Raw genomic sequence first — 13865 nt, forward strand, 5'->3', positions numbered from 1 at the left:
CGGGACGGGTCGCCCGGATCAGTGCACGCGGCGCATCGCCTCGCCCGACGCCGCATCGAACAGATGGGTATGCGCATGGTCGGGCGACAGCCGTATGACTTCGCCCGGCCTGAAGTCGTGGCGCTCGCGGAAGATCGCGTTGATGTCGGTATTGCAGAAGCGCGAATAGACTTCGGTGTTGGCGCCGGTCGGCTCCACCACGGCGACTTCCGAGGCGATGCCACCGGGGCCGTCCAGCGCGAGGTGCTCGGGACGCACGCCGTAGATCACCGGCTGGCCGTCCGCGCCGTCCGCGCGGGCAGGCGCCGGCAGCCGCGAGCCATCGGAGAATTCCACCAGCAGGTCGTCGCCGCTGCGGCGAAGCGTGCCGGGAATGAAGTTCATCGCCGGCGAGCCGATGAAGCCGGCGACGAACAGGTTGGCCGGATTGTCGTACAGGTCCAGCGGGCGGCCGCGCTGTTCGACCCGGCCGTCGCGCATGACGACGATCTGGTCGGCCATCGTCATTGCCTCGATCTGGTCATGGGTCACGTACACCGACGTCGTCTTCAGGCGCTGGTGCAGCTCCTTGATCTCAGCGCGCATCTGCACCCGCAGCTTGGCGTCGAGATTGGACAGCGGCTCGTCGAACAGGAAGACCTGCGGATTGCGCACGATCGCGCGGCCCATCGCCACCCGCTGGCGCTGCCCGCCCGACAGCTGGCGCGGATAACGTTCGAGCAGCTCGCCCAGGCCCAGGATGTCGGCCGCGCGCTTGACCCGCTCGGCGATGGCCGACTTGTCGACCTTGGCCAGCATCAGCGAGAACGCCATGTTGTCCCTGACCGTCATGTGCGGATACAGCGCATAGTTCTGGAACACCATCGCAATGTCGCGCTCCTTGGGCTGCACATTGTTGACGACCCGGCCGTCGATGGCGATCTCGCCGTCGGTGATCTCCTCCAGCCCCGCCAGCATGCGCAGCAGCGTCGACTTGCCGCAGCCGCTGGGGCCGACGAGCACCGCGAACTGGCCGTCCGGTATGTCGATGTCGACGCCGCGTATCACCTGGGTGCTTCCGAACGCCTTCTGTATTCCCCGTATCTGAACCGATGCCATGCCTGCTCCTGGGTTGGTCTTGGTTGATGCTGCGCGAGGGTCGCGTCCCGGTCAGGACGCGCCGTTCTGTCCTTCCACCACCACGTACGAGGGCCGGCCATGCCGCATCCAGTCCACCAGGTTCTGCGCAGCCTTGCGGCGCAGCTCCTTTTCCGCCAGCGTCGAGTAGAAGGCCGCATGCGGCGTCAGCACGATCCGCGGATGCCGCAGGATGGCCGCGTCCATCTCCGGCGGCTCCATGGGCAGCACGTCCAGCGCAGCGCCGTCGAGCCGGCCGGCGTCGAGCGCGGCCAGCAGGTCGTCGAGCCGCACCAGCCCGCCGCGCGCGGTGTTGACCAGCACGCTTCCCGGCTTCATCAGCGACAGCATCGACGCGTTGACGATGTTGCGGGTCTCATCGTTCAGCGGCACATGGAGCGACAGCGCATCGGACTGCGCGAACAGCTCCTGCTGGCTGACCCGCTCGACGTAGGCGGGAAAGTCGCCGTCGATGATGTACGGGTCGCAGGCGATCACGCGCCTGAAGCTGTTGCGCCCGATATGCGCCATGCGCTTGCCGATGCGGCCCAGGCCCAGGATGCCCAGCGTCATGTCGGACACGCGCTCCATGCGGCCCGGGCTGCCGAAGTTCCAGGTGCCGTTGCGGATGTCGCGGTCGTACCAGGGCAGGTGGCGCAGCAGGGACAGCGCCATGGCCAGCGCATGGGTGGCGACTTCGCCGACGCCGTAGTCCGGCGAGTTGGCGACCCAGACGCCGTGCCGCTTCGCGTCGGCGGTGTTGATGGTGTCGAAGCCGGCGCCATAGCGGCTGACGATGCGGATCTGCGGGCAGGCCGCAAACACCTTGCTGTTCACCGGCGCGTACTGCACCAGCAGGCCGTCGCAGCCGTCGGCGGCGGCGATCACGTCATCCTCGCTGCGGCATTGCGCGGTGACGACCTCAACGCCCGCCGCCTGGTACAGCGCCTGTTCCAGCGCGAGGTCGGGAAAGTCATAGTCGGTAATCAGTATCTTCATGTCGGCCCCGCCTTCAGTGATTGTCCTTGGGCACGGCGGCCCCGGTCCTGCCGACCAGGAAGTCGAGGTCGGCGCCCAGGTTGGCCTGCTGCACATGGTCGACATACAGCTTGGTCCAGCCGCGCGCCGCCGGCGCGGCGGGCGGCTGCCACTCGGCGCGGCGGCGCGCCAGCTCGTCGTCGGACACATGCAGGTGCAGCTTGCGCGCCTCGACGTCGAGTTCGACCATGTCGCCGTCGCGCACCAGCGCCAGCGGCCCGCCGGCGGCGGCCTCGGGCGCCACGTGCAGCACCACGGTACCGTAGGCGGTGCCGCTCATGCGCGCATCCGACACCCTGACCATGTCGGTGATGCCCTTGCGCAGCACCTTGGGCGGCAGCGGCATGTTGCCGGCTTCGGCCATGCCGGGATAGCCTTTCGGGCCGCAGTTCTTCAGCACCAGAACGCAGTTTTCATCGACATCCAGGCTCTCGTCATCGAGCCGCCGGTGCATGTGCTCGCTGTCCTCGAACACCACGGCGCGGCCCTTATGCTTCAGCAGCGCCGGCGTCGCGGCCGACGGCTTGATCACCGCGCCGTCCGGGCACAGGTTGCCCTGCAGGACCGCGATGCCGGCGGCCGGCTTGAACGGCTGGTCGAATGCGCGTATGACTTCGCGGTTCCAGTTCGGCGCGTCCCTGCAGTTGTCCCACAGGCTCCTGCCATTGGCGGTCAGCGCGCTGCGATCGATGACGGACTCGAGTTCGCGTATCACCGCCGGCAGGCCGCCCGCGTAGTAGAAGTCTTCCATCAGGTGCTTGCCGGACGGCTGCAGGTCGAGCAGGCAGGGCAGCTTGTGGCCGAGCTCGTCCCAGTCGGCCAGCTTGAGGTCCACGCCGATGCGACCGGCGATGGCGAGCAGGTGGATCACCGCATTGGTCGAGCCGCCGATCGCGGCATTGACGCGTATCGCATTCTCGAACGCGGCGCGGGTCAGTATCTTCGACATGACCAGGTCTTCCTTCACCATCTCGACGATGCGCCGGCCCGACATGCGCGCCAGCACATTGCGCCGCGCGTCCACCGCCGGTATCGCCGCATTGCCCGGCAGGCTCATGCCCAGCGCCTCGACCATGCTGGCCATGGTGGACGCCGTTCCCATCGTCATGCAGTGGCCGTGCGAGCGGTGCATGCAGCTTTCGGCATCGAAGAATTCTTCCTGGCTCATGCGGCCGGCGCGCACCTCTTCCGACATCTGCCAGACGCCGGTGCCGGAGCCCAGTTCGCCGCCGCGGTATTTACCGTTGAGCATCGGGCCGCCGGACACGCCTATGGTCGGCACGTCGCAGGATGCGGCGCCCATCAGCAGCGACGGCGTGGTCTTGTCGCAGCCCATCAGCAGCACCACGCCGTCGAGCGGGTTGCCGCGGATCGACTCCTCGACGTCCATGCTGGCAAGGTTTCGGAACAGCATGGCGGTCGGCCGCAGCAGGGTCTCGCCGAGCGACATCACCGGGAATTCCAGCGGGAAGCCGCCGGCTTCCCAGACGCCGATCTTGACCTGCTCGGCAAGCGTGCGGAAGTGCGAGTTGCACGGCGTCAGCTCGGAATAGGTATTGCAGATGCCGATGACGGGACGGCCGTCGAACTGGTCATGCGGGATGCCGCGGTTCTTCAGCCACGACCGGTAGATGAAACCGTCACGGTCCTGCCGTCCGAACCATGCCTGGCTGCGGCGCGGCGCGTCTTTCTTGTCGCCCATCTTGTCTCCTGCTTGCGTTTTATTGTTTTACGTTCAGCATGCGGACCGCGGCGCCGGCGCTACATGGTCGGCCCCAGTATCCAGGGCGCGAACTCGTCCTCGCCCATCCCGTGTTCCTCGCTCTTGGTGCGCGCGCCGGAGGCCACCTCGACGATGCGGCGGAAAATCTGTTCGCCCGCCTGCTGCACCGTCAGCTCGCCGTCGAGTATCGCGCCGCAGTTGATGTCCATGTCCTCGGTCATCCGGCGATACATTGCGCTGTTGGTCGCCAGCTTCAGCGACGGCGACGGCTTGCAGCCGTAGACCGAGCCGCGCCCGGTGGTGAAGCAGATTACATTGGCGCCGCCGGCGACCTGGCCGGTGGCGGACACCGGGTCGTAGCCGGGCGTGTCCATGAACACCAGGCCATGGCTGGTCACGGGCTGCGCATACTCGAACACGTCGGCAAGGTTGCTGGTGCCGGCCTTGGCGACGGCGCCGAGCGACTTTTCCAGGATGGTGGTGAGGCCGCCGGCCTTGTTGCCGGGGGATGGGTTGTTGTTCATCTCGCCGCCCAGCCGCGACGTGTAGCCTTCCCACCAGCGTATCCGCCCGACCAGCTTTTCGCCGACCTCGCGCGACACCGCGCGCCGCGTCAGCAGGTGCTCGGCGCCGTAGATCTCCGGCGTCTCGCTGAGGATGGCGGTGCCGCCGTGCGCGACCAGCAGGTCCATCGCCGCGCCCAGCGCCGGGTTGGCCGTGATGCCCGAGTAACCGTCCGAGCCGCCGCACTGCAGCCCGACCGTGATATGGCTCACCGGCACCGGCTCGCGCTGCACCGCATTGGCCGCCGGCAAAAGCTCGCGCACCAGCTCGATGCCGCGCTGTATCGTGCTGCGGGTGCCGCCCGTCTCCTGTATGGTCATCGCCCGCAGCCGGTCGGACTCGACCAGGCTCTCCGCGCCCAGCAGCGCGCTGACCTGGTTGGACTCGCAGCCCAGGCCGATGAACAGCACTGCCGCAAAATTGGGATGGCGCAGGTAGCCGGCGGTGACCCGGCGCAGCAGGTCGATGGCTTCGCCCTGGGACGCCATGCCGCAGCCGGCCTTGTGCGTGATGGACACCACGCCGTCGACATTCGGGTAGGCCGACAGCGCATCGCCGCGGAAGGCGTCGGCGATCTGGCGGCACACGGTGGCCGAGCAATTGACGCTGCTGATGACACCGATGTAATTGCGGGTGGCGACCCGGCCGTCCGGGCGGACGATGCCGTTGAAGGTCAGCGCCGCATCGGGCCTGCTGTCGGCGCGCAGGTCGGCGCAGAACGCATAGTCGCGCTCGAAGTCGCGCATGGCCAGGTTGTGCAGGTGGACATGTTCGCCTGCGCGGATGTCGCGGGTCGCGAAGCCGATCACCTGGTTGTAGCGGCGCACCGGCGCGTTCGCGGGGATGTCGCGTGCGGCGACCTTGTGTCCCGCCGGTATGCTCGCCGCCACGACGCCGGGCGCGCCCGGCAGCGCAGAGCCGGGGGCGATGTCGCGCGTGGCGATCAGCACATCGTCATCCGGTCCCAGGCGCAGCGCCAGCGGCAGCGCGCTGCGTGTCGTGATGGAGTCGGGGGATATCAGAATTTCTTGTGCCACGGTGTCTCCTGTATCGGTGCGCTTGATTCAGCCCATCTGCAGCGGAGCGGCTCGTGGCCGCTTTTTTTCTGACCTAAAGTCTATTGCAGAAAATTCAATGGGTAAAGTGGTATTACCAATAATTCGTAGCGACGGGCGGTTGCGGCATGGTCGCGGCGCATGCGTGATGGGACGCAAGACGACGTCGGTGCGCCTGCGCGGCAGCAGGCGCAGAACCGGTCCGACGCCGCGCAAACATGCGGAATCCGCGCATTCCGCACGCGGGGAACCGTATCCGGAAACCCCCCTGGCAACGGGGTCGGCTTCAAATCCGGCCTTGACAAGGGCGTCGCCCGCATGAAAGTATTGGTCATCTGGTAAGGCCAATAAATGGCGCCTTGAACCAGGTTCCGCGTTGTCGCCACGTTACGTCCCGGCACATGGCCTGGCCAGGCTGTCACGCGCGACATGCCCATAAAAAATTCCATCACGAATGGAGGAGACGCATGAAACGCAGAATCCTGCTGCATACGCTTGCCGCGCTCGCGGCCGCCACGTCGCTGGGCGTCGCCCACGCCGCCTGGCCCGACCGACCGATCACGCTGGTAGTGCCCTGGGCGGCCGGCGGCGGCACCGACGCGACTGCCCGCATCGTCGGCGCGCTCATGGAGAAAGAGCTGGGGCAGCCGGTGAACGTGGTCAACCGAGCCGGCGGCAACGGCGTGGTCGGTCACCATGCGATCGCCAGCGCCCCGCCGGACGGCTATACGCTGGGCATGCTGACGGTCGAGATCTCGATGATGCACCACCAGGGCCTTACGCAGCTTACCCCCAGGAGCTATACGCCGCTGGCGCTGATGAACGTGGACCCGGCGGCCATCACGGTGAGCGCCACGTCCCCGTACAAGACCATGGAAGATCTGGTCAAGGCGATCAGGGCCAATCCCGGCAAGCTCAAGGCGTCCGGCACCGGCCAGGGCGGCATCTGGCACCTGGCGCTGGCAGGCATGCTGAGGGACCTCAAGATGGAGCCGTCCGCGGTTCCCTTCGTTCCGTCCAACGGGGCCGCGCCGGCCATGCTGGACCTGGCCGCCGGCGGCATCGATATCGCGCCGGTTGCCCTGCCGGAAGCGCGTTCGCTGATCGACGCCGGCAAGGCGCGGCCGCTGGCCGTCATGGCCGCCGCGCCGGCCGCGCTGTACCCGCAGGTGCCCACCCTGAAGAGCGCCATCGGCAGCGACTGGACCATGGGCGTCTGGCGCGGCATCGCCGGCCCGAAGGGCCTGCCGGCGGACGTGCAGGCCAGGATGAGCGCAGTGCTCAAGAAGATCAACGAGGGCAAGGAGTTTCGCGACTTCATGGCCAACCGCGGCTTCGGCGTGGCTTATGCGGACGGCCCGGCCTTCGGCACGTTCATGGACAAGGGCGATGCCGACATGGGACAGATATTGCAGTCCCTGGGCATGGCCAAGTAGCAGGCAGGCACCGCAGCTGATCTGCCGACATGGCGCGCCGGCCGTGGCGCGCCATCCCCTTGTCCGCAAGCTCTGGAGCATGCGCAAATGAAATGTAACGATGTGCTGTCGGGCGTGCTGGCTGGCGCCTTTGCCCTTGCCGTCTTCGTTGGCGCGCAGGGTTTCCCGACGATACCCGGGCAGAATGTCGGCCCCAAGGTATTTCCGGAACTGATCGCGGCGGGCATGATGCTGTGCGCCGTCATGCTGGTCGTGCGCGGGCTCAGGACTTTGGGTTCGGGGAAATGGATAAGCCTGCCGGACTGGCTGGGGCAGGGCCGCACCGCGTTCGGCTTCCTGCTCGTGCCGCTGTGCCTGGCGTTCTACGTGCTTGCGTCCGAAGACCTGGGCTTCATCCCGACCGCCGTCCTGCTGCTGCTGGCAATGTTCCTGACCTACGGCGTGCGCTTGCGCACCGCGCTGGTCGTGGCGCTGCTCGGGTCGGTCGGCATCCACGCGCTGTTCTACAAGATGCTCAAGGTGCCGCTGCCATGGGGCGTGCTGAGTCCCTATGCCTGGTAAGGAAAGGACGCCGCCATGCTAGCCAATCTGTATGCCGCCTGCGGCCAGGTATTCGACCCCTACGTGATCGCCGTGATCATGGCGTCGTCCATCTACGGCCTGTTCGTCGGCGCAGTGCCGGGCCTCAGCGCCACCATGGCGGTGGCCCTGCTGGTGCCGGTGACCTTCTTCATGCCGCCGGTGCCTGCGATCGCCGCCATGGTCACCGCGACCGCGATGGCGATCTTCTCCGGCGACATTCCGGGCTGCCTGCTGCGCATACCCGGCACCCCGGCGTCCGCCGCCTACACCGACGAAGCCTTCGCCATGACAAGGAATGGACAGGCCGAAGTCGCGCTGGGCGCCGGCCTGGTGTTCTCGGCCATGGGCGGCCTGTTCGGCACGTTCGTGCTGATCGTGGCCGCGCCGTCGCTGGCGGAAATGGCCTTGAAGTTTTCCTCGTTCGAGTATTTCTGGCTGGTGCTGCTGGGCCTGACCTGCGCAATCTTCATCGCCTCGGGCAATCCGCTGAAGGGCTTCGTCTCGCTCTTCCTCGGCCTGTTCATCGCCTGCGTCGGCATGGGCAATCCGTCCGGACATGCCCGCTACACGCTGGGCAACAGCAACCTGCTTGGCGGCCTGTCGCTGGTGCCCATCATGGTCGGCATGTTCGCGGTGTCGGAAGTGCTGCGCTATGCGATCAGCCATCGCGACAGGATGGAAATCGTGCAGAGCCGGATAGGCAATGTCTTCGCCGGCATGTGGAAGCTCACGGTCAAGTACCCGGCGTGCATCCTCCGCGGCAGCGTGCTGGGCACGATCGTCGGCGCCCTGCCGGGCGCCGGCGCCGATATCGCCGCCTACATGTCCTACGCGATGAGCAAGAAATTCTCGAAGGAGCCGGAGAAGTTCGGCACCGGCCACGTCGAGGGCATCGTCGAATCGGGCGCGGCCAACAACTCGTCGCTGGCCGGCGCATGGATACCGGCGCTGGTGTTCGGCATACCGGGCGACTCGATCACCGCGATCGTCATCGGCGTGCTGTACATGAAGAACCTGAACCCCGGCCCGATGATATTCATCAATAACCCGGTGGCGATGTACTCGGTGTTCATCGTCTTCATCCTGGCCAACCTGCTGATGATCCCGCTCGGCTACCTGACGATCAAGCTTGCCAAGCAGATCCTGCTGGTGCCGCGCAACATCCTGATGCCGCTGATCCTGCTGTTCTGCATCGTCGGCGCCTATTCGATCAACAACAGCGCGTTCGACGTCGGCGTCATGCTGGGATTCGGCATGCTGGCCTACCTGATGGAAGAGAACGGCTTTCCGATTGCGCCGACCATCCTCGGCGTGGTGCTGGGCGGCATGCTCGAGGAAAACTTCGTCAGCTCCATGATCAAGGCGGAAGGCGACCCGCTTGCCTTCTTCAACCGGCCCATTGCCGGCGCACTCGGGGCGCTGACCCTGCTGGTATGGCTGCTGCCGCTGTTCATGCGCCTGCTGCGGCGGACACGGGTATCCGCGCAGCTTGCAAAACAGACCAGGTAATCCACGGACTTGAAACGACGGGAGATATTGATGGAGCAAGCCAATTTCTATGATTTTTCCGGCCGCCATGCGGTCGTCACCGGCGGCGCCGCAGGCATCGGCCTGGCCATTGCGCAGAGGCTGGCCGCGGGCGGCGCCTCGCTGACGCTATGGGACCGAGACGCCGCGCAGCTGCAGGCGGCCAAGGAATCATTCGGCAGCGCGGTCCGCGTGCAATGCATGACGGTCGATGTCAGCAGCGCCGGCCAGGTCGATGCGGCGCGCGACGCGACCATCGAAGGCGGCGGCGCGGTCGACATCCTGGTCAACAGCGCCGGCATCACCGGCCCCAACACCACGGTATGCGACTACCCGATAGAAGACTGGGACATGGTGATGGCGATCAACCTGCGCGGGCCGTTCCTGACCTGCCGCGCGCTGGCGCCGCAGATGCAGGCACGTGATTACGGCCGCATCGTCAACATCGCTTCGGTCGCGGCCAAGGAGGGCAATCCGAATGCCTCTGCCTACAGCGCGTCGAAAGCCGGCCTGGTCGCGCTGACCAAGTCGCTGGGCAAGGAGCTGGCGCAGACCGGCGTGCGGGTCAACTGCGTGACGCCGGCGGCGGTGCGCACCGGCATGTTCGCGCAGATGACCCAGCAGCACATCGACTACATGCTGTCGAAGATACCGATGAACCGCTTCGGCCAGCCGGAAGAGATCGCGGCGCTGGTGGCCTGGCTGGCGTCCGCGGACTGCTCGTTTTCGACCGGCGCGGTGTTCGACATCTCTGGCGGCCGGGCGACTTACTGATGGGCGCCGAACCACGTTATTCCGCCGAAGCGCTGCGCGGCTTCGCGACCTCGCTGCTGGAAAAGGCCGGCCTTGCAGGCGAGCCCGCGGCAGTCGTCGCGCGCACCCTGGTCGACGGCGACCTGCTGGGCCACGACACCCACGGGCTGGCGCTGCTGTCGCCCTACGTGAAGTCGCTGGAGTCGGGCGGCATGGCCAGGCAGGGCGCGCCGACGGTGCTGTCGGACCGCGGCGCCTCGCTGGCCTGGGACGGCATGCACCTGCCGGGACCGTGGCTGGTGCACAGCGCGATCGACACGCTGATGCCGCGTGCGCGCCAGTATGGCTGCGCCACGCTGGTCATCCGCCGCAGCCACCATATCGCCTGCCTCGCCGCGTACCTGCTGCGGGCCGCCGAGGCCGGTTTCATGATGGTGCTGGCCAGTTCCGACCCGGCGGTGCGGAGCGTTGCGCCGCATGGCGGGACCCGCGCCGTCTTCACGCCCAATCCGCTGGCCGTGGGCATACCGACCTCGGGCACGCCTTACCTGGTCGATATCTCGGCCTCCGTCACGACCAACGGCATGAGCGCCCGCATGCAGAAGGCCGGGCGCCAGTTCGAGCATGCGTGGATGCTGGATGCGCAGGGCAGGCCGAGCCATGACCCGGCGGTGCTGAGCGAGGACCCGCCCGGCACCATCCTGCCGCTGGGCGGGCTCGAAGCGGGCCACAAGGGATTCGGGCTGGCGCTCGCGGTGGAGGCGCTGACCGGCGGTCTCGCCGGTTATGGCCGGGCCGATCCGCCCGACGGCTGGGGCGCGACAGTATTCGTCACGCTGTACGATCCATCGGCATTTGGCGGCAGCGCGGACTTCCTGCGCCAGATGGACTGGATAGGCGATGCCTGCCGCGACAACCCGCCCCGGCCGGGGGTAGACGCGGTGCGCATGCCGGGCGACCGCGGGATGGCGCTGAAGGCGCGGCAGGAAGCGGCCGGCATCGTGCTGCACCCGTCGATCGCGCCGATGCTGCGCGACAGCGCGGCGGCCTACGGCATGGTCTTCCCGGAGCCGGACGCCGCCTAGCGGCGCGGATGGCAATGCTGCGCTGCCGCGTATAATCCCGGCTTCGCCGCGCAGGCCCTTGCGCGGCGGCAAGAACCACGCTCGACGACGTCAGCGCCGCAGTATGCCGTGATAACCAGAATTGCCATGCCCATCCAAGCCATCGAACCGCAGCGCCTCTATCGCCAGATCAGCAACCAGTTGAGGGAGCTGATCATCGGCGGGGAATTTCCGGTCGGCTCGCGCCTGCCGTCCGAGCGTGACCTGTCGGTCCAGCTCGGGGTGTCGCGGCCGTCGCTGCGCGAGGCGCTGATTGCGCTGGAGGTCGAAGGGTATATCGAGGTGCGCATGGGCTCCGGCATCTATGTCTGCGAGCCGCCGGCGCAGCCGGCAGAGGGATTCGACCTGTCGGGGGAGGAAGGGCCGCTGGAGCTGATCCAGGCGCGCGCCCTGCTCGAAGGCGAAGTCGCGGCGACAGCGGCGAAGCTGGGCAAGAAGCGGCACTTCGATGCGATCAGGGAAGCGATCGACCAGATGGAAGCGGATGCGCTGGCCGGCATCAAGCCGCTGGACGCGGACCGGCTGTTCCACGTCCGCATTGCGGAAGCGACCGGCAACAGCGTCCTGGTCGGCGTGGTGCGGCGCATGTTCGACCTGCGGCTGGGGCCGCTGTTCGACCAGCTGCACAGCCATTTCGAAACCGCCGATGTCTGGGCCCAGGCCATTGCCGAGCATCGCGAGGTGCTGGAGGCATTGCGCGCCAAGGACCCCGAGCGCGCCCGCGCGGCGATGCGGCATCACATGGACGTGGCCTACCGGCGCCTGAGCTCCAGCCTGACGCGCACGCCGCGGAAGGCCGCGGCGGCGCGGGCGGTGCGGACGCGCAAGGCGGTGTAGGCTGGGCGCGCCTGGCCCTAGCAGCCGTCAGGCGGCCGTCACCGCGGCGATCCTTTCATCCCCCAGGCCGACATCCCGCGCCGCCTGGACGATCTGCGCCCAGCTCGCCGCATCGACAGGCGTTCCGCGCGCAGTGCGTTCGGCGCGCCTGACCAGCTCGGGCTCGCCCGGCACCAGCACTTCATCCACGTCCTGCCCCAGCCGCGATGTCCGCAGCCAGTCGACAAAGGCGTTTGCTTCCTGTTCCGCATCCGGCGCGTCGAACGCCTTCGGGTCGATGATGACGGACATCATGCAGTTGATGATGGCGCTGTTGGTCATCAGCGTCGCCTCATGGGTCGTGAAGCCGCCGCTCAGCGCGCCGGCGAAGATTTCGCATAGCGCCGCCATGCCATAGCCCTTGTGGCCGCCGAAGGGGAGCAGGCAGCCGCGCGGGTCCTCGTGCACCACCCGCGGGTCGTTGCTGGGATTGCCCGCATGATCGATCAGGCTGTCCGGCGGCACTTGCTGCCCCTTGTTGTAGGCCACCCGCGTCTTGCCGAACGCAATGCGGCTGGTGGCGAAATCCAGCACCAGCGGCGGCTTGCCGGCGCGCGGAAAGGCGGCGCAGAACGGGTTGGTGCCGATGCGGGCATCGATGCCGCCGAAGGGCGCGACCAGCGGGTCGCCGGCGACGTTGACGAAGTGGAAGGACACCAGCCCGGCGGCGGCGCATTGCTCGGCCCAGTGGCCGATTCGGCCAATGTGGTGGGCGTTGCGCAGTCCGACCGCGCAGACGCCCAGCCGCTGCGCCCGCTCGATGCCCAGCGCCATCGCTTCCTGCGCGGCGACCTGGCCGAAGCCGCGCCCGCCCTCGATCGTCAGCACCGCCCCGGCGTCGCGCGCGACCTGCGCATGGACGTTCAGCTTCAGTTCGCCGTCCCGCAGCGAACGCAGGTACCGCGGAATCATGCCGACCCCGTGCGAGTCATGCCCGGAAAGGTTCGCCAGCACGAGGTGGTCGGCCACCAGCCGCGCCTCGGCCGGCTCGCTGCCGGCCTGTTCCCATAATGCGCAGACAAAGGCATGCAGGCGCGCCGGGTTGATCATCAGTTCCTGCGCTTCGCTGCGGTTCGTATCCTGCATGTTTGTTGTCTCCTGAAGTGAGGGTTGCCCGCGCGCCGCCGGCATCGAAGGCTGCGGCAGGGCATCATAAATTGGTATGACCAGTATTTCAAGCCGGATGCATCCGTCCTTGACAAGGCCGGCCGGAGATGAAATTATTGGTACAGTGGTATGACCAAATTTGCATGCTGAAAGAGCCGGCGATGCCAGATCATGCAACGGAACCGAAGCGATTGTACCGGCAGGTTGCCGGGCAGTTGCGCGCCCTGATCAGCAGGGACGGCTTCGTCGCCGGTTCGCGGCTGCCGCCGGAGCGGCAGCTGGCGCTGGCATTGAAGGTGTCGAGGCCCTCGGTCCGCGAGGCGCTGATCGCGCTGGAAGTGGAAGGATGGATCGAGGTGCGCATGGGCTCGGGCATCTATGTCCGCGAACGCGGCAGCGGCGCCGACGCCGACGCCGGGCAGCAGGATCCGCCGGGGCCGCTGGAGCTGCTGCGCGCGCGCGCGCTGGTGGAAGGCGAAGTGGCGGCGCTGGCTGCGGGCATGGCGAACCGGACCCAGATCGCCGGGCTTGAAGACGCGGTGCGGCAGATGGAGATGGCAGCCGCGCATGGAGCCGCGCCGCTGCAGGGCGACCGGCTGTTCCATCTCAGGCTGGCGCGCATTACCCGCAACTCGACGCTGGTGAGGGTGGTGACGGAATTATTCGACCAGCGCAGCAATCCGCTGTCGAGCAGGCTGGGAGAACACCTGGAACGGGACGCCAGCTGGCGCCAGGCGGTGCGCGAGCACAGGCAGGTGATCCTGGCGCTGGAATGCCGGGACCCGGCGGCTGCGCGGACGGCTATGCAGCGGCACATGGCGCGCTCGCACCGGCGGCTGTCGGTGCGGCTGGACTGAGGCGCGCCGGGCCGGGGCGGCAATACAGGAGCAAGCGGTAATGCGGCACCCGCATCGCGGCAGGAATGGCGCAATGACCATCGCGATGCGGCACTAAATAATAACCA

General features: G+C 67.4%; 12 protein-coding genes. 7 read left to right on the top strand and 5 right to left on the bottom strand.

What is annotated here, in order from left to right:
- Window positions 1-18 precede the first annotated feature (18 nt).
- Genes QOL82_RS10475 through QOL82_RS10490 form a run of 4 tightly spaced genes read right to left on the bottom strand, consistent with a single transcriptional unit; the run spans window position 19 to window position 5427 of the window.
- A complete protein-coding gene (locus QOL82_RS10475) occupies window positions 19-1098 on the bottom strand; it encodes an ABC transporter ATP-binding protein (RefSeq protein ID WP_283442204.1) in 1080 nt (359 codons plus the stop codon).
- 51 nt (window positions 1099-1149) lie between these two features.
- Window positions 1150-2115: a C-terminal binding protein gene (locus QOL82_RS10480; RefSeq protein ID WP_283442205.1), complete on the bottom strand. Its 966-nt coding sequence runs from the start codon at window positions 2113-2115 to the stop codon at window positions 1150-1152.
- A 13-nt stretch (window positions 2116-2128) separates the two neighbouring features.
- On the bottom strand, window positions 2129-3856 hold the full coding sequence (locus QOL82_RS10485) for an IlvD/Edd family dehydratase (protein WP_283442206.1): 1728 nt from the start codon (window positions 3854-3856) through the stop codon (window positions 2129-2131).
- Window positions 3857-3915: 59 nt separating this feature from the next.
- Window positions 3916-5427 carry a UxaA family hydrolase gene (locus QOL82_RS10490; protein WP_283442328.1) on the bottom strand — a complete coding sequence of 504 codons (1512 nt, stop codon included), beginning with the start codon at window positions 5425-5427 and terminating at the stop codon, window positions 3916-3918.
- A 536-nt stretch (window positions 5428-5963) separates the two neighbouring features.
- On the opposite strand from QOL82_RS10490, the gene QOL82_RS10495 reads away from it, so the two are divergent.
- From QOL82_RS10495 to QOL82_RS10520, 6 genes are all read left to right on the top strand, one after another.
- The gene (locus QOL82_RS10495) at window positions 5964-6932 is read left to right on the top strand and encodes a tripartite tricarboxylate transporter substrate binding protein (protein ID WP_283442207.1); all 969 of its coding nucleotides are present in this window, start codon (window positions 5964-5966) and stop codon (window positions 6930-6932) included.
- 87 nt (window positions 6933-7019) lie between these two features.
- Window positions 7020-7493 carry a tripartite tricarboxylate transporter TctB family protein gene (locus QOL82_RS10500; protein ID WP_283442208.1) on the top strand — a complete coding sequence of 158 codons (474 nt, stop codon included), beginning with the start codon at window positions 7020-7022 and terminating at the stop codon, window positions 7491-7493.
- Window positions 7494-7508: 15 nt separating this feature from the next.
- Window positions 7509-9023, top strand: a complete 1515-nt coding sequence (locus tag QOL82_RS10505) for a tripartite tricarboxylate transporter permease (protein WP_283442209.1) — start codon at window positions 7509-7511, stop codon at window positions 9021-9023.
- A gap of 30 nt (window positions 9024-9053) precedes the next feature.
- On the top strand, window positions 9054-9815 hold the full coding sequence (locus QOL82_RS10510; RefSeq protein ID WP_283442210.1) for an SDR family NAD(P)-dependent oxidoreductase: 762 nt from the start codon (window positions 9054-9056) through the stop codon (window positions 9813-9815).
- The gene (locus QOL82_RS10515; protein WP_283442211.1) at window positions 9815-10879 is read left to right on the top strand and encodes an Ldh family oxidoreductase; all 1065 of its coding nucleotides are present in this window, start codon (window positions 9815-9817) and stop codon (window positions 10877-10879) included. The genes QOL82_RS10510 and QOL82_RS10515 overlap by 1 nt, the downstream gene beginning before the upstream one ends.
- A 126-nt stretch (window positions 10880-11005) precedes the next feature.
- A complete protein-coding gene (locus tag QOL82_RS10520; protein ID WP_283442212.1) occupies window positions 11006-11755 on the top strand; it encodes a FadR/GntR family transcriptional regulator in 750 nt (249 codons plus the stop codon).
- A gap of 27 nt (window positions 11756-11782) precedes the next feature.
- Here the strand turns inward: QOL82_RS10520 and QOL82_RS10525 are convergent, their stop codons facing one another.
- The gene (locus QOL82_RS10525; protein WP_283442213.1) at window positions 11783-12880 is read right to left on the bottom strand and encodes a malate/lactate/ureidoglycolate dehydrogenase; all 1098 of its coding nucleotides are present in this window, start codon (window positions 12878-12880) and stop codon (window positions 11783-11785) included.
- Window positions 12881-13092: 212 nt separating this feature from the next.
- On the opposite strand from QOL82_RS10525, the gene QOL82_RS10530 reads away from it, so the two are divergent.
- Window positions 13093-13758 carry a FadR/GntR family transcriptional regulator gene (locus tag QOL82_RS10530; RefSeq protein ID WP_283442214.1) on the top strand — a complete coding sequence of 222 codons (666 nt, stop codon included), beginning with the start codon at window positions 13093-13095 and terminating at the stop codon, window positions 13756-13758.
- The last annotated feature ends 107 nt before the right edge of the window (window positions 13759-13865 follow it).

The sequence above is a fragment of the Noviherbaspirillum suwonense genome, assembly GCF_900182955.1.
Lineage (GTDB): Bacteria > Pseudomonadota > Gammaproteobacteria > Burkholderiales > Burkholderiaceae_D > Noviherbaspirillum_A > Noviherbaspirillum_A suwonense.

Excerpts from the sequence above, each read along its gene's own strand:
- QOL82_RS10525 (WP_283442213.1), bottom strand. The coding sequence starts at position 12,880 with ATGCAGGATACGAACCGCAGCGAAGCGCAGGAACTGATGATCAACCCG.
- QOL82_RS10495 (WP_283442207.1), top strand. The coding sequence starts at position 5,964 with ATGAAACGCAGAATCCTGCTGCATACGCTTGCCGCGCTCGCGGCCGCC.
- QOL82_RS10510 (WP_283442210.1), top strand. The coding sequence starts at position 9,054 with ATGGAGCAAGCCAATTTCTATGATTTTTCCGGCCGCCATGCGGTCGTC.
- QOL82_RS10515 (WP_283442211.1), top strand. The coding sequence starts at position 9,815 with ATGGGCGCCGAACCACGTTATTCCGCCGAAGCGCTGCGCGGCTTCGCG.
- QOL82_RS10520 (WP_283442212.1), top strand. The coding sequence starts at position 11,006 with ATGCCCATCCAAGCCATCGAACCGCAGCGCCTCTATCGCCAGATCAGC.
- QOL82_RS10485 (WP_283442206.1), bottom strand. The coding sequence starts at position 3,856 with ATGGGCGACAAGAAAGACGCGCCGCGCCGCAGCCAGGCATGGTTCGGA.
- QOL82_RS10480 (WP_283442205.1), bottom strand. The coding sequence starts at position 2,115 with ATGAAGATACTGATTACCGACTATGACTTTCCCGACCTCGCGCTGGAA.
- QOL82_RS10475 (WP_283442204.1), bottom strand. The coding sequence starts at position 1,098 with ATGGCATCGGTTCAGATACGGGGAATACAGAAGGCGTTCGGAAGCACC.
- QOL82_RS10500 (WP_283442208.1), top strand. The coding sequence starts at position 7,020 with ATGAAATGTAACGATGTGCTGTCGGGCGTGCTGGCTGGCGCCTTTGCC.
- QOL82_RS10505 (WP_283442209.1), top strand. The coding sequence starts at position 7,509 with ATGCTAGCCAATCTGTATGCCGCCTGCGGCCAGGTATTCGACCCCTAC.